The 21,332-nt window shown below is 58.4% G+C and carries 23 protein-coding genes and 1 tRNA gene; 15 read left to right on the top strand and 9 right to left on the bottom strand.

Going from position 1 to position 21,332, the window contains the following annotated elements:
- Positions 1–34 precede the first annotated feature (34 nt).
- Positions 35–823, top strand: coding sequence for a SanA/YdcF family protein (locus tag KG088_RS15960; RefSeq protein ID WP_319941456.1), 789 nt, complete (start codon positions 35–37; stop codon positions 821–823).
- On the opposite strand, the gene KG088_RS15955 is transcribed toward KG088_RS15960, so the two are convergent.
- The 4 genes from KG088_RS15955 to KG088_RS15940 all read right to left on the bottom strand — a co-directional run bounded on the left by KG088_RS15955 (position 717) and on the right by KG088_RS15940 (position 3,784).
- On the bottom strand, positions 717–1,157 hold the full coding sequence (locus tag KG088_RS15955) for a hypothetical protein (protein WP_213827028.1): 441 nt from the start codon (positions 1,155–1,157) through the stop codon (positions 717–719). The two genes, KG088_RS15960 and KG088_RS15955, sit on opposite strands and share 107 nt — an antisense overlap.
- A gap of 112 nt (positions 1,158–1,269) precedes the next feature.
- Positions 1,270–2,178, bottom strand: a complete 909-nt coding sequence (rimK, locus tag KG088_RS15950) for a 30S ribosomal protein S6--L-glutamate ligase (protein WP_213827027.1) — start codon at positions 2,176–2,178, stop codon at positions 1,270–1,272.
- 30 nt (positions 2,179–2,208) lie between these two features.
- Positions 2,209–2,646 carry an ATP-dependent zinc protease family protein gene (locus KG088_RS15945; RefSeq protein WP_213827025.1) on the bottom strand — a complete coding sequence of 146 codons (438 nt, stop codon included), beginning with the start codon at positions 2,644–2,646 and terminating at the stop codon, positions 2,209–2,211.
- 88 nt (positions 2,647–2,734) lie between these two features.
- The gene (locus KG088_RS15940; RefSeq protein WP_213827023.1) at positions 2,735–3,784 is read right to left on the bottom strand and encodes a DUF3549 family protein; all 1,050 of its coding nucleotides are present in this window, start codon (positions 3,782–3,784) and stop codon (positions 2,735–2,737) included.
- 325 nt (positions 3,785–4,109) lie between these two features.
- On the opposite strand from KG088_RS15940, the gene KG088_RS15935 reads away from it, so the two are divergent.
- The 5 genes from KG088_RS15935 to KG088_RS15915 all read left to right on the top strand — a co-directional run bounded on the left by KG088_RS15935 (position 4,110) and on the right by KG088_RS15915 (position 7,227).
- Positions 4,110–4,868: an amino acid ABC transporter substrate-binding protein gene (locus tag KG088_RS15935; RefSeq protein ID WP_213827021.1), complete on the top strand. Its 759-nt coding sequence runs from the start codon at positions 4,110–4,112 to the stop codon at positions 4,866–4,868.
- Positions 4,869–4,884: 16 nt separating this feature from the next.
- A complete protein-coding gene (locus KG088_RS15930; protein ID WP_213827019.1) occupies positions 4,885–5,559 on the top strand; it encodes an amino acid ABC transporter permease in 675 nt (224 codons plus the stop codon).
- Positions 5,556–6,314 (top strand): amino acid ABC transporter ATP-binding protein, encoded by a 759-nt coding sequence (locus KG088_RS15925; RefSeq protein ID WP_213827017.1) that lies wholly within the window; start codon positions 5,556–5,558, stop codon positions 6,312–6,314. The genes KG088_RS15930 and KG088_RS15925 overlap by 4 nt, the downstream gene beginning before the upstream one ends.
- 72 nt (positions 6,315–6,386) lie before the next feature.
- Positions 6,387–6,719, top strand: coding sequence for a YqcC family protein (locus tag KG088_RS15920; RefSeq protein WP_213827015.1), 333 nt, complete (start codon positions 6,387–6,389; stop codon positions 6,717–6,719).
- A gap of 7 nt (positions 6,720–6,726) precedes the next feature.
- Entirely contained in the window at positions 6,727–7,227 is a 501-nt protein-coding gene (locus KG088_RS15915; protein WP_213827013.1) for a gamma-glutamylcyclotransferase family protein, read from the top strand.
- Positions 7,228–7,326: 99 nt separating this feature from the next.
- Here KG088_RS15915 and KG088_RS15910 read toward each other — a convergent pair whose 3' ends face one another.
- Positions 7,327–7,941 (bottom strand): OmpW/AlkL family protein, encoded by a 615-nt coding sequence (locus KG088_RS15910; RefSeq protein ID WP_213827011.1) that lies wholly within the window; start codon positions 7,939–7,941, stop codon positions 7,327–7,329.
- A 282-nt stretch (positions 7,942–8,223) separates the two neighbouring features.
- On the opposite strand from KG088_RS15910, the gene KG088_RS15905 reads away from it, so the two are divergent.
- On the top strand, positions 8,224–8,517 hold the full coding sequence (locus tag KG088_RS15905; protein WP_213827009.1) for a hypothetical protein: 294 nt from the start codon (positions 8,224–8,226) through the stop codon (positions 8,515–8,517).
- A 152-nt stretch (positions 8,518–8,669) separates the two neighbouring features.
- On the opposite strand, the gene putP is transcribed toward KG088_RS15905, so the two are convergent.
- The 4 genes from putP to KG088_RS15885 all read right to left on the bottom strand — a co-directional run bounded on the left by putP (position 8,670) and on the right by KG088_RS15885 (position 12,140).
- Complete coding sequence (gene putP / locus KG088_RS15900) at positions 8,670–10,160, bottom strand: sodium/proline symporter PutP (RefSeq protein WP_213827007.1); 1,491 nt, start codon at positions 10,158–10,160, stop codon at positions 8,670–8,672.
- A gap of 641 nt (positions 10,161–10,801) precedes the next feature.
- On the bottom strand, positions 10,802–11,176 hold the full coding sequence (locus tag KG088_RS15895; RefSeq protein WP_213827005.1) for a hypothetical protein: 375 nt from the start codon (positions 11,174–11,176) through the stop codon (positions 10,802–10,804).
- Positions 11,177–11,275: 99 nt separating this feature from the next.
- Positions 11,276–11,349: transfer RNA gene (locus KG088_RS15890), tRNA-Gly, on the bottom strand.
- A gap of 383 nt (positions 11,350–11,732) precedes the next feature.
- Positions 11,733–12,140: a CBS domain-containing protein gene (locus KG088_RS15885; RefSeq protein WP_213827003.1), complete on the bottom strand. Its 408-nt coding sequence runs from the start codon at positions 12,138–12,140 to the stop codon at positions 11,733–11,735.
- 83 nt (positions 12,141–12,223) lie between these two features.
- Between KG088_RS15885 and KG088_RS15880 the strand changes: the two genes are divergently transcribed.
- The 8 genes from KG088_RS15880 to KG088_RS15845 all read left to right on the top strand — a co-directional run bounded on the left by KG088_RS15880 (position 12,224) and on the right by KG088_RS15845 (position 21,268).
- A complete protein-coding gene (locus KG088_RS15880; protein ID WP_319941455.1) occupies positions 12,224–12,907 on the top strand; it encodes a YqaE/Pmp3 family membrane protein in 684 nt (227 codons plus the stop codon).
- A gap of 497 nt (positions 12,908–13,404) precedes the next feature.
- On the top strand, positions 13,405–14,493 hold the full coding sequence (locus tag KG088_RS15875; protein ID WP_213827001.1) for an ABC transporter ATP-binding protein: 1,089 nt from the start codon (positions 13,405–13,407) through the stop codon (positions 14,491–14,493).
- 1 nt (position 14,494) lies between these two features.
- The gene (locus KG088_RS15870; protein ID WP_213826999.1) at positions 14,495–15,595 is read left to right on the top strand and encodes an ABC transporter ATP-binding protein; all 1,101 of its coding nucleotides are present in this window, start codon (positions 14,495–14,497) and stop codon (positions 15,593–15,595) included.
- Positions 15,588–16,469 carry a carbohydrate ABC transporter permease gene (locus KG088_RS15865; protein ID WP_213826997.1) on the top strand — a complete coding sequence of 294 codons (882 nt, stop codon included), beginning with the start codon at positions 15,588–15,590 and terminating at the stop codon, positions 16,467–16,469. Before KG088_RS15870 ends, KG088_RS15865 begins: the two co-directional genes overlap by 8 nt.
- 13 nt (positions 16,470–16,482) lie before the next feature.
- Positions 16,483–17,364, top strand: coding sequence for a carbohydrate ABC transporter permease (locus KG088_RS15860; RefSeq protein WP_455026878.1), 882 nt, complete (start codon positions 16,483–16,485; stop codon positions 17,362–17,364).
- 13 nt (positions 17,365–17,377) lie between these two features.
- Complete coding sequence (locus KG088_RS15855; protein WP_213826992.1) at positions 17,378–17,650, top strand: DUF2160 domain-containing protein; 273 nt, start codon at positions 17,378–17,380, stop codon at positions 17,648–17,650.
- A gap of 56 nt (positions 17,651–17,706) precedes the next feature.
- Positions 17,707–19,446: an ABC transporter substrate-binding protein gene (locus tag KG088_RS15850; RefSeq protein ID WP_213826990.1), complete on the top strand. Its 1,740-nt coding sequence runs from the start codon at positions 17,707–17,709 to the stop codon at positions 19,444–19,446.
- Positions 19,447–19,588: 142 nt separating this feature from the next.
- Positions 19,589–21,268: a glycerol-3-phosphate dehydrogenase/oxidase gene (locus tag KG088_RS15845; RefSeq protein WP_213826989.1), complete on the top strand. Its 1,680-nt coding sequence runs from the start codon at positions 19,589–19,591 to the stop codon at positions 21,266–21,268.
- Positions 21,269–21,332: the final 64 nt, after the last annotated feature.

Genomic DNA, 21,332 nt, shown 5'->3' with positions numbered 1-21,332 from the left:
CGCGCTGTGGTGGAAAGTCTTCAAGAGTCTGTTGATGTCGCTGGGAGCTCTGATGCTCTTGGCGACATTGGTGTTGGTGGGAGCGAATCTATGGGTGCTGAGCAGTACTCGAGAGCTGATCGAGCAGGAGCTACCGATGTGCAGCCGCGAGCGCATCGGTATTGTATTCGGTACATCCCATTGGACCCGTAGCGGCGTGCGCAACCCCTACTTCGAGAGCCGTATGGTGGCCGCCGCACAATTGGTGCATAGCGGCCGGGTTAATCATCTGCTGCTTTCCGGTGACAACAGTACTCGCTATTACAACGAACCGGTCACGATGTGGCGTGATCTGCGCGAGCGACAGGTGCGCGATGTTGACATGACGCTAGATTACGCTGGTTTCAGCACGTTTGACACGCTGGCGCGCGCTCGGGACGTGTTTGGAGTAGAGCGCGCCCTGTTGATCACCCAGGCCTGGCATCTGCCACGAGCGCTGTTCATTGGCAAGGCGCTGGGTCTTGAAGTCAGCGGTTGCGCTGCCGTCCCCGGGGGGGCGGTGATGGGGCTCTGGCGTATCAAGGCGAGGGAGTGGCTAGCACGCGTGGCGACTCTGGGAGATCTTTATCTGTGGGGAAGAGAGCCACATTTTCTGGGGCCCCTTGAGCCACTCGAGATATTCCCGCGTCGTTGGGAGGCGTCATGGCTAATCAGCAGGAACGCAGGAGGGCCGTGGGTCAGGGCTTCTGCTTTTGTAACGCGTAAAGCTCACGGATCAGCGAACGACACCCTTTCCAGCACTCTTCTATCACTGGCTCGAGCGGGTCGGGGAGAGGATGAGTGAACAGCGTCGATAGCGCCTGCATTAACACGCGCTCCTGCTCGAGGAGTTCACCGATGACCACCTGGCTTTCGTTGCCGACAAAGCTTTTCAGTCGGCTCCACAACCACAAGTAATCGTCACGCTCGACATCGGCATCGCGCGGCAAGAGATCGAGATGCTTGCGCGAGAGTTCCTGCAAGGCTTGCAATGAATTCGCCCGTTGCTCGTAATGCGGCTTCAGGGTGTCGCGCAGCGTCGGCTTCAGGCGTTCCAGATTGTCCTGAAAGTAATCGATGCTGTCAGCCAAGGCTTCGAGAGCGCTGTCCATCGCCACTTGGCGATTGTCGAGAAACATGGATGGTCACCTCCTCCGGTGACGCAGATTGTGCGTGGGTGAACGGTGTTTTGCTACCCCTGAGCCGGATAAATTTGTGCCATTTTCCTCTGCTCGTTATTTAAAACCTATATCAACCGTTCGGCTTGGTGGGTGTCTTGCGCGGAGCAATGGCGTTCTTCTCGATATGCTCAATAATCAAGCCGGCGATATCCCGGCTAGTCGCGGTCTCGATCCCTTGTAATCCCGGCGAAGAGTTCACTTCCATGATCACCGGACCGTGATTGGAGCGCAACAGGTCGACCCCGGCAACACGCAACCCCATGGACTTGGCGGCCCGAATCGCCGTGGAACGCTCTTCAGGGGTGATGCGGATGACGCTGGCGGTTCCACCCCGATGAAGGTTCGAACGAAACTCGCCATCGGCGGCCTGTCGCTTCATCGAGGCAACGACCTTATCCCCGAGTACCAGACAGCGGATGTCGGCGCCGCGCGCCTCCTTGATGTACTCCTGGACCATGATGTTGGCCTTCAGACCCATGAACGCCTGGATAACGCTCTCGGCTGCCTGGTTGGTTTCAGCCAGCACTACGCCAATGCCCTGGGTGCCTTCGAGTAACTTGATCACCAAGGGCGCACCACGAACCATGGTGATGAGATCGGGGATGTCATCGGGTGAATGGGCAAACCCGGTGACCGGAAGCCCCAGCCCCTTGCGCGACAGCAACTGCAGCGAGCGCAGCTTGTCACGCGAGCGCGTGATGGCCACCGAGTCATTGAGGACATAGGTTCTCATCATCTCGAACTGGCGCAGCACGGCGCAGCCATAGAAGGTCACCGACGAGCCGATGCGCGGGATCACCGCATCAAAATGCTCGATCTCCTTGCCCTTGTAGTGAATCGACGGGTGATGCGAGGCGATACTCATGTAGCAGCGAAGGGTATCGACAACCCGGGCGGTGTGGCCACGTTGTTCGGCCGCCTCGATCAGTCGGCGAGTTGAATAGAGGTTGCGATTGCGAGACAGCAGGGCGATATGCATACGGCACTCCATGTCGATGGCCAAGAAGCGTCAGGGTTCACCATGCAAAAAGGCGGCGCCGGGCGCCACCAGCAGGCGGCGAAGCGCGCGGCGGCCAAGCAGCATGGGGTGGCGCATATCGCGCCGGTCAGTGAGGCTGAGTTCCAGCGGAAATTCCAGTTCGCCAAGGCGCATGGGCGTGCGGATCACGTAACGCCACTCCACCTGGCCATTTGAGCTGCGCACATGGCGCCGGTCGTGCAGATGCAGCTTGAACACGTGCGGAGGTGTTTGCGGCCCGCCACTGCGGGTGGTGAAACTGACCCACAGGCGATCGTCTTCTTCAAAGGATTCGATGTCCTCGGCATGCAGCGCCGAGGTTCGCGCACCGGTATCGGATTTGGCACAGAGGGTGATGCCCAGTTCGGGCAAGGTCACCATTTCGCGACGGCCGATGACCGCTCTGGCCTGGTATGGCAGTTCCTTCATCGTGTTCTCCAGGAGGGTGTCACGGTGATATGTGCTGGGGAAGCCTGGCGACCTGAATCGTGCTGACGTGGCGCTAGTTCACAAGGAGCTAGTTGCCGGAGGCCTGGCTGCGAACTGTGCCAAGGCCAGCCAGCCGGCGGCCAATCGCCGTATCTGCCGACGACTCGCGCAGGGTCATGAGCAGTGGCAGACGCAGGCGTGGAATCACCGCGAGGTCGCGGGCCACACTCATGAAATCCGTGTCGTGACGCTCGGCCAGTCGCTCGAGAAAGCGTGGTAGCCGCTCGGCATGCTCTAGGTGCGGCCAACCGCGTCCGGCAATGGCGGCGAGCAGGTCGGGTCCGCAGGCGTCGGGGTCGTCAAGCAGCTCGTCGAACCAGGCGCCGGCAATCGTCCGATCGGCACCACCAATGGCGCGCACACATGCGCAGAATGTTTCGATGTCACCGCTGTCGGCGGCTTTATCACCACGGTCGCGCAAGGCCAGGGCTAGTGCATCGTCGATGGCCACATGTTCTAGGCAGTAGCACAGCGGGGTCAGCACATCCTCGGGAAGGCTGGGCAATTGAGCGGCGAGTTCGCGGGCCTGCACCGAGTCGTGGCGCACCGCAAAGTCTGCCAATCCCTGCAAGCCCAGCGCGCGCCAGTCAACGGCCTGCTGGCCGCTGAGGTAAGCCTCCACCGGCTCAAGATGCTGGCTGGCAACATTGCCCATATCCCGATTGGCGCGCGCATGCATCACGGCGCGGAATGGCAGCGCGGGCGTGAAGGCCAGAGGGTTATCCTGCATGAGGTTATCCACCTCATGATGGCTCTCGCGGCCGTCGGCCGAAACGCTGCGGCCAAGGGTCTCGAGCAGGCGTTGGACGAAGTCATCCCGCCGGGCCGGGATAATCTGGCCCTGTTCGTCGAGCGGTAGTGCGAGAAACCAGATCAGCGGGTCGCGCACGTTGCCCAAGCGGAATACAAGGCCTAGGCGCGCCTCGTTCTGCCACGGCTCAGGCCAGGGCATCTCCCCGGCCTCGAAGGCCGCCAGGGTTTCCAGCGCGCAGGGTTCAACGCGTCTGCCCAGGTGATAGAGCCACACCTCGGCACCGCTGCGGACAAAGAAATCATGAAGGCTGTGGATGGGTTGCATACTGTCTCCCAGGCTCGAACAGTGCACTCTACCGTGACGATTCCGGGCTGTCAGCAGGTACCGAACACGGGTGACGTCTCGACGCTGATCAGAAAATGATCGATAGACCCAAGCGCCCGTGTTGTCTGGCGAAGAGACGACTTTCCAGTGATTATCCACAGGGACGTGCAGGGTTTCTGTGAATGAGTATAGGGCCATGCGTGTCATTGCCTCTCATAACCAACCGCTATTGGTAACTCGCTTGTTTACTACTTAGAGTGTTTGGCCATGAACCCCTAAGAAACCGTGGGTTTTTCTAGGACACCCCGTAAAAAGGAGTAAATTCATGCTGCGTTACATGGTAATGACTCTCGTATCTGTCGGTGCCCTCGCCCTCGGCGGGCTTGCCCAGGCAGATGATGAGCCGATCAGGGTCGGCATGTCTGGCGGCTACTTTCCTTTCACCTTCGTCGAGCAGGATACCCTGAAAGGCTTCGAGGTCGACGTCATGGAAGCTATCGCCGAGGAAATGGGCGGTGATGCCGAGTTTGTCACCGCCAATTTCTCGGGCCTGTTCGGCATGCTCGAGTCGGGGCGCATCGATACCATTGCCAACCAGATCACGATTACTGAAGAGCGCTCGGCCAAGTATGCCTTCACCGAACCCTACGTCTACGACGGTGCGCAAGTGGTGGTCAGAGCCGGTAACGAGGAGATCCAGGGCGTCGAGGACCTCAAAGGAAAGACCGTGGCAGTTAACCTGGGTTCCAACTATGAAGAACTGTTGCGCGAACTGCCCTACGCCGACGAGATCGACATCCGTACCTACGAAAGCAATATCGAGCAGGACACTGCGCTAGGACGGGTCGATGCCTTCGTTATGGATCGCGTGAGCGCCAGCCAGGTGATTCAGGAAAAGCCGTTACCGTTGGCCCTGGCCGGTCAGCCATTCTCCGAAATCCGCAATGCCTTGCCGTTTCGGGACACCGAGTCCGGGCGCGCCTTGCGTGACAGAATCGACGCGGCTCTCGATGCCCTACGCGAATCGGGCGAGCTCCAAGCCATTTCCGAGCGCTGGTTCGGCACCGACATCACCCGACCTTAGGAGCTGAGACGCCTTGATGAGCGTTCTCGATTTCGACTACATGCTAGGGCTGGTGCCTGTCCTGCTGCGCTACCTGCCTCTTACCCTGCAGATGGCGGCCGTGGGCATGGCGTTAGCCCTCGTGCTGGCTTGCGGCCTGGCGGTGATCCGCGTGTTGCGCATTCCCGGGTTGAACGCGGCCACGCTGCTGTTCATCTCGTTCTTCCGCGGTACGCCGCTGCTGGTCCAGCTGTTCTTGTTCTACTATGGCTTGCCGCAGTTGCTGGCCTTCTTGACTCAGATCAACGGTATCACCGCGACCATCATGGGGCTGACGTTGCATTTCTCGGCCTACATGGCGGAATCGATTCGGGCCGCCATCGTCGGCGTCGACCGCAGCCAGACGGAGGCCGCCCTGTCCATCGGCATGACCAACGGCCAGCTGATGCGGCGCATCGTTCTGCCCCAGGCCACGCGGGTGGCGGTGCCCACCCTGATGAATTATTTCATCGACATGATCAAGGCCACGTCGCTGGCGTTCACCTTGGGCGTCACCGAACTGATGGGGGCCACCCAGAAGGAGGCCGCCGGCAGTTTCCTCTACTTCGAGGCTTTCATCACTGTGGCGGTCTTCTATTGGGTCATCGTCGAGCTCCTGGCCTGGTGCCAGCGGCGCCTGGAAACCCGGCTCAACGAGGCATATCGCCGATGATCAAGGTGCAGGGACTCGTCAAGCGCTTCGGCGGCGTCGCCGTGCTCGATGGCATCGACCTTGCCATTGAACAGGGTGAGATCATCGTGGTGATCGGCCCGTCAGGGACCGGGAAGTCGACGCTGCTGCGCTGCCTGAACTTTCTCGAGCGACCCGACGCCGGCCACCTGACCATTGGCGACCTGGAGGTGGATGTCACCCGGGCAAGCCGTGCCGATATGCTCGAGGCCCGTCGCCGCACGGCCTTCGTATTCCAGAACTATGCGCTCTTTGCCAACAAGACGGCGCTCGGGAACATCGCCGAGGGCCTGATCGTGGTCAATCGCTGGCCGAAGCAGAAGGCCCATGCGCGGGCCCGGGAAATCCTCGAGCGCATCGGGTTGACCGACAAGGCCGATGCCTATCCCGCCTCGCTGTCGGGTGGTCAGCAGCAGCGTGTCGGCATCGGGCGTGCCATGGCCGCCCAGGCCGAGGTGATTCTCTTCGATGAGCCGACTTCATCGCTCGACCCTGAGTGGGTCGAGGAAGTGCTGGCGCTGATGAAGCAGCTGGCCCATGAGCGTCAGACCATGCTGGTGGTGACCCACGAGATGGGGTTCGCGCGGGATGTGGCGGATCGCGTGATCTTCATGGAAGGGGGTCGTATCGTCGAGCAGGGGCCGCCTTCACGGTTGTTCGGTGACCCTCAGGACCCGCGTACCCGTGATTTTCTGCGCAAGGTGCTCGCCAATCAGGTGTCGCTGGAGTCGACATGACGCCAGGACGGCTGGCCAGGCGTGGCATCGAGCAGGGATAATGGGGCATTTTCGGGAAAGAGAGTCGTTATCATGACCGTGCACGATGAACTGGGTGCCGCCCTGCGCGACCTGGAAGCCACCATGAAGGCCAACAATCTATGGCGGATGGAACGTCCGCCAGAACACGCCTTCGCCAGTCATCAACCATTCTGTATCGATACCATGGCATTGCCCCAGTGGTTGCGTTTCGTCTTCATCGTGCGCCTGGATGCGCTCGTGCAGTCCCAAGCCGCCATGCCAGCCAAGTGCGACGTGGCGCCTGCGGTGGAGGCCTACCTGAAACAGGAGGGCGCCAGTAGCGTCCAGCAATTGTTGATGCACCAGGCGGTCGAGAGGATCGATCAATTGGTCACTGAGAACTGAGGCCGTCATGCCCTGGTACTTTGCCTATGGCAGCAACATGAATCCCGCACGTGTGGCAGCGCGTATCGGCGCGACTCGCCGGGTGATGGCAGGCGTACTGCACGATTACTGCTTGCGCTTCGACAAGGCGTCGAAAATCGCGGGTGTTGCCCATGCCAACGTGGCCGCTGTCGCCGGTGAGCGCGTCGAGGGTGCGCTCTTCGAGCTTGAACGCCCCGAGCAGATCCGGATGATGGACCCCTTTGAAGGCTATCCCGTCGATTACGAGCGTCACCGCCTACCGGTGACCACTTGCGAGGGTGAGATCGAGGCCTGGGTCTATATTGCCGCACCCGGCACTACCGCGATGTCACTGCGCCCGGCAAGGGAGTATCTGGAACACCTGCTGGCCGGCGAGCCCTACCTGAGCCGCGCCTATCATGCCCGGCTCGCTGAGGTGGAGGCCGTGAGCGATCTTGGGGAGACCGCACTGACGGCTCTCGGGCTCTCGCGGCGTAAGTCTCGCTGATGCCTTCTCGTTGTGTTACGCGTTGAGGCCCGCCATTTGGCGGGCCTCGCGGAATGCTGACAAGATCGAACTGCCGACGACTCGTGCCGACAGTATCGGTCAGAAGCGGAAAGTCGCCCCTCCACCGATGGTCATCGGATCGACCTTGGCGCTGCCCAGGTCGCCCGCTCCCTCAAGAGAGACGTCGGGACCGACATCGGCATAGTTGACGAAGCCGTTGAGCATGAAATTATGCGTTATTGCCAGGTCGATCCCCAACTGGCCAACAGCACCATAGCTGTTATCGACATCGAGTCCCGACAGCGTTTCCCCGGTAAATCGCGTGTAGTTAAGACCCGCACCGATGTAGGGCTGCACGCGTGAGTCCAGTCCTCCCATTGGGTAGTAGTTGACCATCAGGTTGAAGGGCAAGCGGTTTACGCTGCCCAGTGCACCAATGTCGCCACTCAGGTCATGTTCCACCTTCTCCTGGCCGGACAGTTCGAGACCGACCTTGTCATGCACCAGTACGCCGACCCCATAGGTCAGGCCGCGCTCGTCACTGACGTCGAGATCGCCAGCGACATCTACGCGACCGTTGTCTGAGGCGACCTCAGTCTTGGCGACCCCCCCACGAACGAATATATCGCCGGCACTGTAGGCCATGACTGCTTGGCTGGTGGCGACGACACCCGCAGTGATGGCGACAGCCGAGAGTAATTTGACAGTATTCATCCTAGTATCCTCTATAGCAGGGCGCGACGAAGTCGTCATGCCACGTTCTTCAAGACTTGTACAAGATCAATATAGGAACGCCGTTTGAGAATGTCGTGTAAAATTTTGTAAACTTCCAAGGCCCTATGATATAAGGCATGTATTGGTGTTAGGGTTTTTACAAGCTCGTGAGTGATGATTGCTCGTATAAGAGTTGTCACATTTCAGGGGTTCCCATGCGGGCTGGCTCGCGTCTTCCAGAGGGATCTACTTGAATGAGGAGAGGTAATGAGGAGAGCGGAAATGATCATCGAGACACGCCAGCAGCAGCCTTGGGTTGCCTTGGTAGTGATGCTGTTCGCTGCCGGCCTGGCTATCTGGCTCCTGCTCGAACCGGCACTGCTGCGAAGCTTGCCCTTGCCGTTGCGATTGCCGCTCATCGGGTTGGGGGTCTGGTCCCTGGGGGCCGCCTTCACACATGGCATGGGAGTGAAGGTACGAAGACGTTGGCTCCGGCGAGCCGTTTCCCCTCTGTGGAGCCGTCTGGCCCTGGGGGTCTTTGCGCTGACGCTGGTAATGCGAGCCCTGTGGATTTGAGCAAAGGCCGCTTTAAGGGGGTCAACCTGGCATCAACCATGGCGCTGTTCACGAAAAAGCCGCCCAAACGGATAATGCCAGTCAGTTAGCACTGACTGGCATTATCCTGTAGAAGCTCTTTTCATTGCTCAGAGCGTTGTTAGCGCTATTGGTTACCGGGTGATGTGCTGGTACTCGCCAACATCTTGTGTGGCAAGGCTTACCACCATGATGGCAATCCAGGCGGCGATGAAGCCAGGAATGATCTCATATACACCGGGGCCTCCCATGAACTCGCCGTTCCAGCCTAGTGTAATCCAGATCATAACGGTAGCGGCCCCCACCACCATACCCGCAATGGCGCCAGCACCGTTCGCGCGCGGCCACATCAGTGACAGGATAATCAGCGGGCCGAACGCCGCACCGAATCCTGCCCAGGCGTTACTGACCAATGCCAGTACCTGAGAGTCAGGATCAGACGCAATGACGGCTGCAACCAGGCCAACCAGTACGACACTAATCCTGCCTACGGCCACACTCTCTTTCTCGGACGCTTCTTTGCGCAGGAACAGGCGATAGAAGTCCTCAGTAAGTGATGAAGACGACACCAGAAGCTGGCTGGAAATGGTGCTCATGATCGCAGCAAGCAGTGCAGCGTAGAGGAAACCCGTGATCAGCGGATGGAACAGCAGGTTGGCCAGGATGATAAAGATTGTTTCCGGATCCTGGACATCCATACCATTGCGAATCGCATAGGCCCGGCCGAACACACCCAGAGAGATTGCGCCTATCAGGGAGATGAGCATCCAGCTCATGCCGATGTTACGAGCAACAGGCACCTCCCTCAGAGTCCGGATGGCCATGAACCGCACGATGATGTGCGGCTGCCCGAAATAGCCCAGCCCCCAGGTAACCGCAGACAGCCAGCCGATGAAGGTCAGTCCCTCCGTCCATGACAATAGCGTGGGATCGACTTCATTCAGGGTCTGTGACGCCTGGGCGAAACCCCCACCACCTTCACCAAAGAGCACGACCGCCGGCATGATCACCAGTGCCAGCATCATGATGCAGCCTTGTACGAAGTCCGTCATGCTCACGGCCAGGAAGCCGCCGACGACCGTATAGGCCAGTACCACGCCCAGTGTGATGATGACGCCTGCGGCGTAGTCGCTTAGGCCACCGAAAGTGAAAATGCCGGAAAACGCACTTTCGAACAATTTACCGCCTGCCACCAAGCCTGAGGCCGTGTAAACCGCGAAGAAGATAACGATGACGATAGCGGATACCGTTCTCAGCGACATCGCTTGAGTCGGGAACCGGTTTGAAAGGAAAGCCGGAATGGTAATCGCATTACCGTAGTGAACCGTCTGTTCACGAAGGCGTGGAGCGACCAGCGTCCAGTTAAAGAACGCACCCACGAGCAGACCAATACCGATCCAGGCCGAACCTAAACCAGAAGCAAACATTGCGCCGGGCAAACCCAGCAGCAACCAACCGCTCATGTCCGAGGCACCGGCCGACAATGCCGCTACTTTTGGACTCAGGGATCGGCCGCCCAGCATGTAATCTTCAGACGAAGATGTCGCTTTGCGCATCGCATAAAAGCCGATGGCGATCATGAGCGCAAAGTAACCAAAAAGACTGATCCAGACACCAGTAGCCATGAAACTTCTCCAGTTCATTAGGCCGGACGTAGCTCCGACAGGTTAGCGCATTTACCGTGCAGAATTCGGTAGGGGAACGCTTTATTGTTTAACTCTGTTTTCCATTCATGCAACAAGGGGCTTTCGCCTGTGACGCCATCCTTCCTATCGCGATACTTACCTCCTGTCGTCTGGTTTTCGTTCCGCACTGCTTCAAGCAACGCGCCCTTCAACCCTCTTCATTGCCAAGTGACAACAGTGATGCATTGCCGCCCGGGACGGCGGTGTTGAGTTCTGCCGATGACCTCGAAGTGGGTGGATGTTCGTCTAGCCTAGTAAGTTAATCTACATCAATCTGTCAAAGAGATGAAAGAGGCTTAGCGAGAGGCTGGGCTGTCGGCGAACTTTCGCGATTCGCATTGCACCGCAGTCGGCTGAGGAATGGCCGAAGGTGCCACGGCATGCATGGGAGAGAACACTCTGGTTGGAAAAGGCGGTGAGGGAGGCCCAGACTTTCGATCTCGAATTCTGCCTGTCCTCGCGAGCCGATGACTATCTGGTGGGTGGCGGTATCGAGAGGTGTCTGGCGTACAACGTTTGGTGCGATAGCTTCCATCCTTGCGGTATGAGGTTCCGATTCCCGCGCCTGTAAGCTAAATGATTCATCTCTCCTGTCGACGATGATCCCTCAGTTCAGTGTGACGAACGAGATGCTCGCGCAGGGCGCGCAATTCCTCTTGGCCGGCTTCATCCAGTAGTGGGCGACCTTGTGCGAGTCGCCAGTAGCGGCCATGTTCCTCCATCAGGCGACGAGCGCGGCGCCGTATGCCATCCAGATAGTCGTCGTGACGGATCGGGTAGTCGATGATGGCATTCCACTCACTTTCTCCGACATGGCTTTTCAACGCCTTGTCGAACAGCTCGATCAAATGCTGGGGCTCAGTACGGTAGCGAGGTGTACCGGAGAGCAGAAGCGCGGCCATGACGCTGACAAAAAGTAGCAAGCAGACCAGGAAAACCAAAAGATATAGTGTCATGTCGTCACCCACGACTCGATATGGCGTCAAAACCTGCGAGTAGCGGCGGGCTTGCCACGAAGAACAAGTGTTTCACCACGGCAAGGAATCTGTCTGGCGTGGAGCGGGTGAAGGGAATCGAACCCTCGTCTTAAGCTTGGGAAGCTTCTGCTCTGCCATTGAGCTACACCCGCACGGCTTTTCCATAATAATTCCAATACGTTACCCATTGCAAGCTGTCTCACTTTTTCCCGAACAAGGGCGGCAAACCCCTGATGTCGGCATCTCCATGATCAACAGTTTGGCAGCTTCGAGGAAAAATGCAGTCGCGGTGAGAACTTTTGCGTCAAACGCTGTCAGATCTAGTGCAGGCCAACAGCGCGATAGCAGTCGCTAATACTGTTGACTTGGCTAGCTTATTCGATCCTTGCTTGCCGCCCCGCCACGGGCGGCTTTCTTTTTTTCGTGCACATGTATTCCGATGGGTCTGGGTAGGATCACTGTCGAAGCGCAGTGGCATGTCCTGCGTAGGGAAAGCCGCCGCCATGGCGGCTGGCTAACGGTCGAGCAACCCCGCTCAGCTATATCGCATGCGCAGCACGGCACTCAGTACGTCACGGCGGGTGACGATTCCGACCAGGCGCTCCTGTTCCACGACCGGGTAGACCTTTGGCTTTGGGCCACGCATCTCCTGAGCAAGATCGCTGATGCTCTTGTTAGGCGATACTGACAAGACCTCATTACGCATCATTTCGTGGACTAGCGGTGGCTCCTCATTCAGATAGGAGCTTTCCAGGACCTTGCCCAGCACGTCCTGCTCGGAAATGAAGCCAATAAGATGGTCGCGTTCGTCGACGACGGGAACACCTGGCAAACGATGCAGTGCCAGGCCCTGAGCCAGAGTAGAGATCGAGGTCTTGCCGGTCACCCGATAGCAATCACGCGACATGATCTCGCGAACGATGGTAGGAGCCTTGTTGGGCATGGCATTTCTCCTTTGCTGCATTGATGCCGGTATTCGGGCGCCTGGCCCGGTCTCGAGTACAGCATAGCCGACGGGCGCGGAGCATGGTGACAGCAACAACGATAATAGCCAACGTTATACTTTCGCATTATCCGGGCGCGACGGAACCCCATCCAGGCAATGATTTCCAAGTAAGCCACAATGACTTTTTTACCCATACCACCCTTCGCGGTGAGGCACAATCAAGGAGACATGATATGGACGCTCGAGAATACATGGCCCGCAAGGGTATCGATTCGGGTCGCGAACCGGAGCGTCCCAATACGCTGGAAGAGAAAGCCTGGGCCCGAGCCCGAGAGGCAGGAGGGCAACCGCCTCGTGCCGGGACTCCGCATGATTGGGAAGATTGGGAAAAACATCATGAGGACCTGGCCGACGCTGCCGAACAGATTGATCAAAAGATTGACCATGAGGCGCATCGCCGAGCGGTCGCGCATTCAGACCAAAGCGCTGTGCAGTCCTTCACGCCTGCTGCCGGCGATGCCGTACGGGTCGATCGTAATGAAAAGGCCCCCGGGTTCGAAAAAGCCTTGGAACCCCCCATGATTGAACCAGCGGCGCCACGCATCGCTCTGTTCGTATTGGCCATTCTGGTGCCGCCACTGGCAGTGGGGCTTGCCGGTGGCGGGCTTGTGCGAATTGCCATCAATGTGTTGCTTACGTTTTTGGGATGGCTGCCAGGCGTGGGACATGCATTCTGGTGGCTCTTCAAGAAGCAGCGTGACTGACATCCTTCCGGCAGTCCTCACGCCATGATCGAATATGAAAATGCAGCGATCCTGCGTTTTGTATCATCATGTCGTATCCCTCTGAAATCCCATTGCCTTCCTGTACTTTTCGCCGCGAACTTCTCTCTCGATACCTAGTTTTTTAGACCATGGTATAAGGCGTGTTAGCCGTTCCTCCCATTGCTCAGGGGCGCCGGCTAGGCTAGTCTCGTTATCGGAAACGAACATTTTTGGTTATTCGTGATTGAAATAGAACATATAGACGCGCGGATCTGCCGTCAGCCACGAATGCCGACCCTTCATAACGATAATTCGGGGTGCCGAACATGCCGCTCTTCCCAACGCCCACCGCTGGTGGTGTCGACAAGCGTCTCACCGAGACCACCGTTCCATTGCCGTGACGGTCGATCAATACGCATTCATGGCAGGTCGGCCTACACGATCAAGGCCGGCGGTCTTCCCTAACGCAGCAGAACAACGATGAAAACGAGGACACAATGTCCCTGATCCTTGAAAACATCGATCATGTGGTCAACGGTGCCACGCACATTGAGGGCATCAATCTCGAACTCGCGCCGGGTTCGTTCAATGTCCTGCTGGGGCGCACCCTGGCCGGAAAGACGACGCTGATGCGCCTGATGGCGGGGCTTGAGGCACCGACCCGCGGGCGCATCCTGATGGATGGAGAAGACGTCACCGGCGTCTCGGTCCGTCGTCGCAATGTGTCAATGGTCTATCAACAGTTCATCAATTACCCGGCATTAAACGTCTACGAGAACATCGCGTCTCCGTTGAGGCTGGCCAAGGTCAGCGTCGGGGAAATCGATCGACGTGTTCGCGAAACGGCTGAAATGTTGCATATCGAACATTTTCTCGATCGCTATCCTCTCGAGCTGTCCGGTGGCCAACAGCAGCGCACCGCCATGGGAAGGGCGCTAGTAAAAGATGCCGATGTCATTCTCTTCGACGAACCGCTGGTCAACCTGGACTATAAGCTTCGCGAAGAATTGCGCGAGGAACTGAATACCCTATTCGGCCAGCGCAACTGTATTGCGGTCTATGCCACGACCGAGCCTGGGGAAGCCTTGGCGCTTGGCGGAAACACGGCTGTCTTGCATGAGGGTCGGTTGCTGCAATATGGCCGCACCGAAGACGTCTATCATCGGCCGCGAGATATCCAGACCGCCGAGATGTTCTCTGAACCGCCCATCAATATTGTCCGAGGCAATATCTCTGGCTCGGAAGTGAGCTTCGATAATCGGATTCGCTTTCCTGTCAACGACGATCTGCGTTCACTGCCGCCGGGCGAATACCGTTTCGGCGTTCGAGCATCCCATATCACCCTGGAGCGCCGGGCGACCGATGACATCGAGGTCGAAATGAAGGTCGATATCGCCGAAATCAGCGGCTCGGAGACATTTCTGCATGTGCACAATGATCTCTTCCACATGACGGTGCTGCTCGAGGGCGTTCACGAATTTGATCCCGATGATCCGGTAGCGCTCTACTTCCCGACGCATAAGGTGTATGCCTTCGACAGGCAAGGGGCTGTCGTCCACATTCCCACCCATCTGGGAGGTATGTGACATGGCAGAAATCACGCTCAAGACCCTGGCGCATTCCTACCTGAAGAACCCAACCTCTCCCGAGGACTATGCCATACGGGAAATGGATCACGTATGGGAGCAGGGGGGCGCCTATGCCTTGCTGGGCCCCTCTGGTTGCGGAAAATCCACTCTGTTGAACATCATCTCCGGCTTGCTGCAGCCCTCCAGTGGTGAGGTACTTTTCGACGGGGAGCTCGTCAACGACCTGCCGCCCGAGCAGCGCAACATCGCGCAGGTTTTTCAGTTTCCGGTGATCTACGACACCATGACGGTGTTCGACAACCTTGCCTTTCCACTGAGAAACGTGGGGATCGACGAAGCTAAGATTCGCGAAAAGGTGCGCGAAGTCGCCGATGTTCTCGAACTAACACCTCAACTGAAACGCAAGGCCAAGAACCTGACGGCCGACGAGAAGCAGAAGGTTTCCATGGGTCGAGGCCTGGTACGCGAGGATGTCTCGGCAATCCTGTTCGATGAGCCATTAACCGTCATCGACCCCCAGTTGAAATGGAAGCTACGCCGCAAGCTCAAGGAGATTCACCGGCGCTTTAATATCACCATGGTCTATGTGACCCACGATCAGTTAGAAGCCTCGACGTTCGCCGACAAGATCGCGGTCATGTACGAAGGGCAGGTGGTGCAATTTGGTACCCCACGCCAGTTGTTTGAGCAGCCGGCACATACCTTTGTCGGTTATTTCATCGGTAGCCCCGGAATGAACTTCGTCGATGTGCGTGTACGTGATGGCAAATTGTTAAGCGGAAAGCATGTCGTGCCGGTCGATCAGCGTGTCTGCAGCATCATCGCCAATACGCATTCCGACAATATCAAGCTGGGTATTCGCCCCGACTTTATCGAAGTTCATGACACGCCAGTCGATGGTGGCATGGAGGTAGATGTGGTTGGTGCTCAGGACCTGGGAACTTACTCGGTTCTCTCACTGCGGTTCGGAGATGTGCTGCTGAAAGCGCGTATCGATGAGGAACAATCGACCCCTAAGGGGAAGGCATTTATCCGTTTTCCCCAAGAGCGTATCGGGATGTATGTCGATGAGTACCGTGTGGAGATAAATCATGAATAAAGTCTATGACAACAAGGCATGGTGGCTGATATTGCCCATGCTGGTGCTTGTCGCCTTTTCGGCGATCATTCCGTTGATGACGGTCGTGAATTATTCGGTGCAGGACGTTTTCGATGCCAATACCCGTTTCTTCACGGGGACCGAATGGTTTGCTCAGATGCTCAATGATCCGACCCTTCAGGCAGCCCTGTTGCGCCAGTTCGCGTTCTCCATGACGGTACTTGCGATTGAGGTGCCGTTGGGTATCGGGATTGCCTTGATCATGCCCAAGAAAGGCTGGCAAGCATCGGTCGTGTTGATACTGGTGACCTTGCCGCTGCTGATTCCCTGGAACGTGGTGGGCAGCATCTGGCAGATATTTACCCGTGGCGACATCGGCCTGATGGGCTGGGGGCTCCGCGAGCTGGGGTATGGCTACAACATCACGCGCAGCACCGTGGATGCCTGGGGCACCATCATCCTGATGGACGTCTGGCACTGGACGCCGCTGATCGCTCTGCTTTGCTACAGCGGCCTGCGCTCGATTCCCGAGGCCTATTACCAGGCGGCACGTATCGACCGGGCCTCCAAATGGTCGGTGTTTCGATACATCCAGTTGCCGAAGCTGACCAATGTGCTGGTGATCGGTGTGCTGTTGCGCTTCATGCACTCCTTCATGATCTACGCCGAACCCTTCGTCTTGACCGGCGGCGGGCCGGGTAGCTCGACGACCTTTCTCAGCCAGTCGCTGACCACCATGGCGATCGGCCAGCAGGACCTCGGTCCCTCGGCGGCATTTTCGCTGATCTATTTCCTGATCATCCTGCTGGTCAGTTGGGTCTTCTACACCGCGATCATGAACATGCAGAAAGAAAAACAAGAGGAGGGAATCTGACATGACGGATTCCATGCCCCATACCCCCACGGCGGTTCGCCAGCGTGCCGCAGCGGCGGATGCCAGTCGCAGAAGGAAATCGCGTTCGGCACCACTTAGGTGGCGTCCCAAGATGCTGATGGGCCTGTATTTGCTCTTCGTGCTGCTGCCGATCTACTGGCTGCTGAACATGTCGTTTCAGTCGAATACAGAGATCCTCGGCGGGCTGACCCTGTGGCCGAAAGATTTCACCTTTGAGCACTACGGCAAGATATTCACCACGTCGACCTGGTACATGGGTTATCTGAACTCGATCGCCTATGTCGTGATGAACATGTTCATCAGCATTCTGGTGGCGCTGCCCGCGGCCTACGCCTTCAGCCGCTACAAGTTCATCGGTGACAAGCATCTGTTCTTCTGGTTGTTAACCAACCTCATGGCGCCGCCCGCGGTCTTTCTGCTGCCGTACTTTCAGCTCTATTACACGGTTGGGCTCTTCGATACGCACATAGCCGTGGCGCTGGCGCATTGCCTGTTCAATATTCCGCTGGCGATCTGGATTCTCGAAGGGTTCATGAGCGGCGTGCCCAAGGAAATCGACGAGACGGCCTTCATCGACGGTTACAGCTTTCCGAAGTTCTTTATCAAGATCTTCATTCCCATGATCAGCTCAGGGATAGGGGTCACGCTGTTCTTCCTGTTCATGTTCTCGTGGGTCGAGCTGTTGCTGGCCAGCACCTTGACCTCGACGGGAGCCCAGCCGATTGCCTCGGTGATGACCAGCACTTCCACGGCCTCGGGCATCGATTGGGGCACGCTGGCCGCCGCCGGCGTGTTGACGATCCTGCCGGGCATCCTGGTGGTCTATTTCGTCCGCAACCATATCGCCAAGGGCTTCGCCCTGGGCCGCACCTGAGGGAGGAGGCGTCATGGAATGGATGGTCTGGACGGTGCCCACGACGATCTTCTTCTCCACCATCGCGGCAATGCTTGCCGGGATGACGATGTGGGAAGTGGTATCGCCGACGGTGGAACGCAAGGGCTTCTTGCCGATTTCGACCACGCGCGGGGATCGGCTGTTTATCGGTCTTTTGTCGGCAGGTTATATCCACCTGCTAGTGGTGGGTTTCACGCCGCTAAGTATTTGGTTGGCCCTGGGAGCATCAGTGCTCTGGTTATTGATACTGATGCGCTGGGGTTGATGCAAAGCCATGGAGTCATTTGCTCACGGACGGGCTACACACACGAAGAGGTCATTATGAAACCGACAAGAATGCGACTCTCTCTGCTGGCTGCCAGCGTGATGCTGGCAAGCGGCTCGCTGCACGCCGATAACCACGACACCAGTGCCATCATCGAGCGTTTGATCGATGAGCACTTTCAGGATTCGACTTTGACTCGCGAAGAGCAGATTGCCGAGCTCGAGTGGTTCGCTCAGGCAGCCGAGCCATTCCGCGACATGGAAATCAATGTCGTGTCCGAAGGCCTGACCACGCACGTCTACGAGCGTGACGTGCTGGCCGAGGCCTTCAGCGAACTGACGGGTATCGACGTCACACACAACATCATCGGCGAAGGTGATGTGGTCAACAACATGCAGACCCAGATGCAATCGGGCCGCAATATCTACGATGGTTACGTTAACGATTCGGATGCCATCGGTACCCATATCCGTTACGGCACCACCATTAACCTTTCCGAGGCAATGGAGAACGAGTGGGCCGACTATACTCTGCCGACGCTGGACCTGGATGATTTCATCGGTCTTCAGTATACCACCGGTCCGGATGGCAGCATCTACCAGCTGCCCACCCAGCAGTTCGCCAACCTTTATTGGTTCCGCTATGACTGGTTCCAGCGCGAGGATCTTCAGGAGCAGTTCCGCGACACCTACGGCTACGACTTGGGTGTGCCGACCAACTGGACGGCCTACGAGGACATTGCCGAGTTCTTTACCGAGCATGTCGGCGAGATCGACGGCGAGACGGTCTACGGTCACATGGATTACGGCCGCCGCGATCCGTCGCTGGGCTGGCGTTTCCATGACTCCTGGCTCTCCATGGCCGGCATGGGCAGCCCCGGCGTGCCCTTCGGCAACCCGGTGGACGACTGGGGCATTCGCGTCAACGAGGATAGCCAGCCCGTCGGCGCAAGTGTGAGCCGCGGTGGCGCTACCAACTCACCCGCATCGGTGTTCGCGGTGACCAAGATGGTCGACTGGCTGCGCGATTATGCACCGCAAGAAGCTCAGGGCATGACCTTCGGTGAGGCCGGACCAGTACCGGCGCAGGGCCAGATTGCCCAGCAGATATTCTGGTACACCGCCTTCACCGCCGACATGACCTCACCCGACGTGGCGGTCACCGACGATGAAGGCAACCCCAAGTGGCGGATGGCGCCCTCACCGACCGGGCCGTACTGGGAAGAGGGCATGAAGGTTGGCTATCAGGACGTGGGCTCCTGGACCTTCTTCGATTCCACGCCCGAGGATCGCCGCACCGCCGCCTGGCTGTATGCGCAGTTCACCACCGCCAAGACGGTCTCGCTAGAGAAACTGATGGCCGGCCTCACGCCGATTCGTGAGTCCGACGTCTTCTCCGATCAGATGACCGAGATGGCACCCAAACTCGGTGGCCTGGTGGAATTCTACCGCAGCCCCAACGAGTCCATGTGGACGCCATCGAGCACCAACGTCCCGGACTATCCGCGCATGGCGCCGCTGTGGTGGCAGAACCTGGCACCGGCGGTCAGCGGCGATATCACACCGAAGGAGGCGCTGGACAACCTGGCCGCGGATCTCGACAGCATCATGGCGCGCCTGGCGCGGGCCCGTGTGTTCGAGACCTACTCGCCGGTGCTCAACGAAGAACGTGATCCGGAATACTGGCTCTCACAGGAAGGTTCACCCAAGGCCAAGCTCGACAACGAGATGCCGGAAGGCAAGACCGTGCCTTACGACCAGATGATGGAAGATTGGATGGCCGCCGGATCACGCTGATGCTCGAGGGATGAGCCAGTCGGCTCATCCTGGTCTCCCTCGCGGGGAGGCCCAGGCAGTGACATGACCGGTTGCCCGAACGGGACCATGGCCCCGCTCGGCGCACGCTGAGCGGGGCTCTTGTTGGAAGAAGGGCCTCAAAATGCAACTTCGCCAGAACAACATTCGACAGCTATCCGAGCGGGAATTCGATGTCCTGGTCGTCGGGGGAGGGATCAATGGCGCGTCGGCGGCGGCGGCGCTCAGCGGCAAGGGCGTCAAGGTCGCGCTGATCGATCGTGGCGATTTCGCCGGCAGTACCAGCATGCATTCCTCGAATCTGGTCTGGGGTGGCATCAAGTACATGGAAAGCCGCGATTTCGCACTGGTCCGCAAGCTGTGCAAGAGCCGAAATCACCTGATCAAGAGCTATCCCTCGACGGTTCAGGAAATCCGCTTCTTGACCACGATCACCCGCGGGTTTCGCTATCACCCGCTATATCTCTGGGCCGGCGCCTGGCTGTACTGGTTCATCGGCAACGCCTTTACCCGAATACCGCAGTTCCTCTCGCCCAAGCGGATCAAGGAAGAAGAAGCCATCATCAATATTGATGGCGCCGTGGGCGGCTTCGAGTATTCCGACGCCTATCTGCACGACAACGACGCGCGCTTCGTCTTCAACTTCGTGCGCAGTTCACTGGATTTCGGCGCAGTGGCGGCCAATTACGTGGAATCACTGGGCGCGCAACGCGAGCAGCACCGCTGGGTGACCCAGGTACGAGATCGCATGAGCGGCGAGACTTTCGCGATACGCTCGCGCGTCATGGTCAATGCCGCCGGCCCCTGGGTCGACCAGCACAACAATCTTTCCGGGCAGAAGACCGATTACCAGCATGTCTTTTCCAAGGGAATCCATCTGATCGTGCCGCGCCTGACTGCCAGCGGTCGCGTGCTAGCCTTCTTTGCCGATGACGGTCGATTGTTCTTCGTTATCCCCATGGGTACGCGAACCTGCGTCGGTACGACCGATACGCGGGTCGAGAAGCCTGAAGTCGGCGTGACCGACGACGATGTGGCCTTCGTCCTCGACAACATCAACAAGCGTTTGAACCTCGACAAGCCCCTCCAGACGAGCGACATCATCGCCACCCGCTGCGGCGTTCGCCCGTTAGCGGTCAAGGCCAGCTCGGGCGGCGATCGCGACTTCCTGCAGTTATCACGCAAGCATGCGGTCGACATCGACGCCGAGAGTCGTCATCTAAGCATCTTCGGCGGCAAGCTGACCGACTGCCTCAACGTTGGGGAGGAAATTGTCGAGGAGGTGAGCAAGCTCGGGGTGGACATCCCGTTCCCAGACTTCCGCTGGTATGGCGAACCCGACAAGGCTGTCAGGGAGGCGTTCATGCAACAGGCCCGCCTGATGGATCTGGATGCCATGACCTCCGCGGAGGCGTCCGAGCCACTCAGCGATCGCCTATGGCGCCGCTACGGCGCCCAGGCCATGGAAATGCTCGAGGATATCCGCCAGGACCCCCGGCAAGGCGATGTGCTGATCGCCGGCACGGAGTACCTGCGCTGTGAACTTCGCCATGCCCGGCGTCGGGAAATGATCACGCGTCTCGAGGACTTCCTGCGTCGGCGATCCAAGATCTCGCTGGTGGTGCCCGAAGACACCATTCGCCATTCGCCCGGCCTTGTCGAGGCTTGCGAGATTCTCTTTGGCGATACGGCGCGCGAACGGCTCGACGAGTACCTGGCCGAGGAGCCCGACCCGCTTCTGGAAGCCCTGAGTCCCGAGGCCGAAAACGACAACCCGGCCCATTCGGAAAAGCTTCGATGGTAACGGTCGGCGCATGACGTGAGCGCCACCGCATTGCATGAACCAAGTGGGGCGGTATACTGCCGGT

Source organism: Halomonas jincaotanensis, from assembly GCF_018448785.1.
Taxonomy (GTDB): domain Bacteria; phylum Pseudomonadota; class Gammaproteobacteria; order Pseudomonadales; family Halomonadaceae; genus Halomonas; species Halomonas jincaotanensis.
Note: the sequence above shows the minus strand (reverse complement) of the source record. Positions and strands in the feature narration are given on the sequence as shown.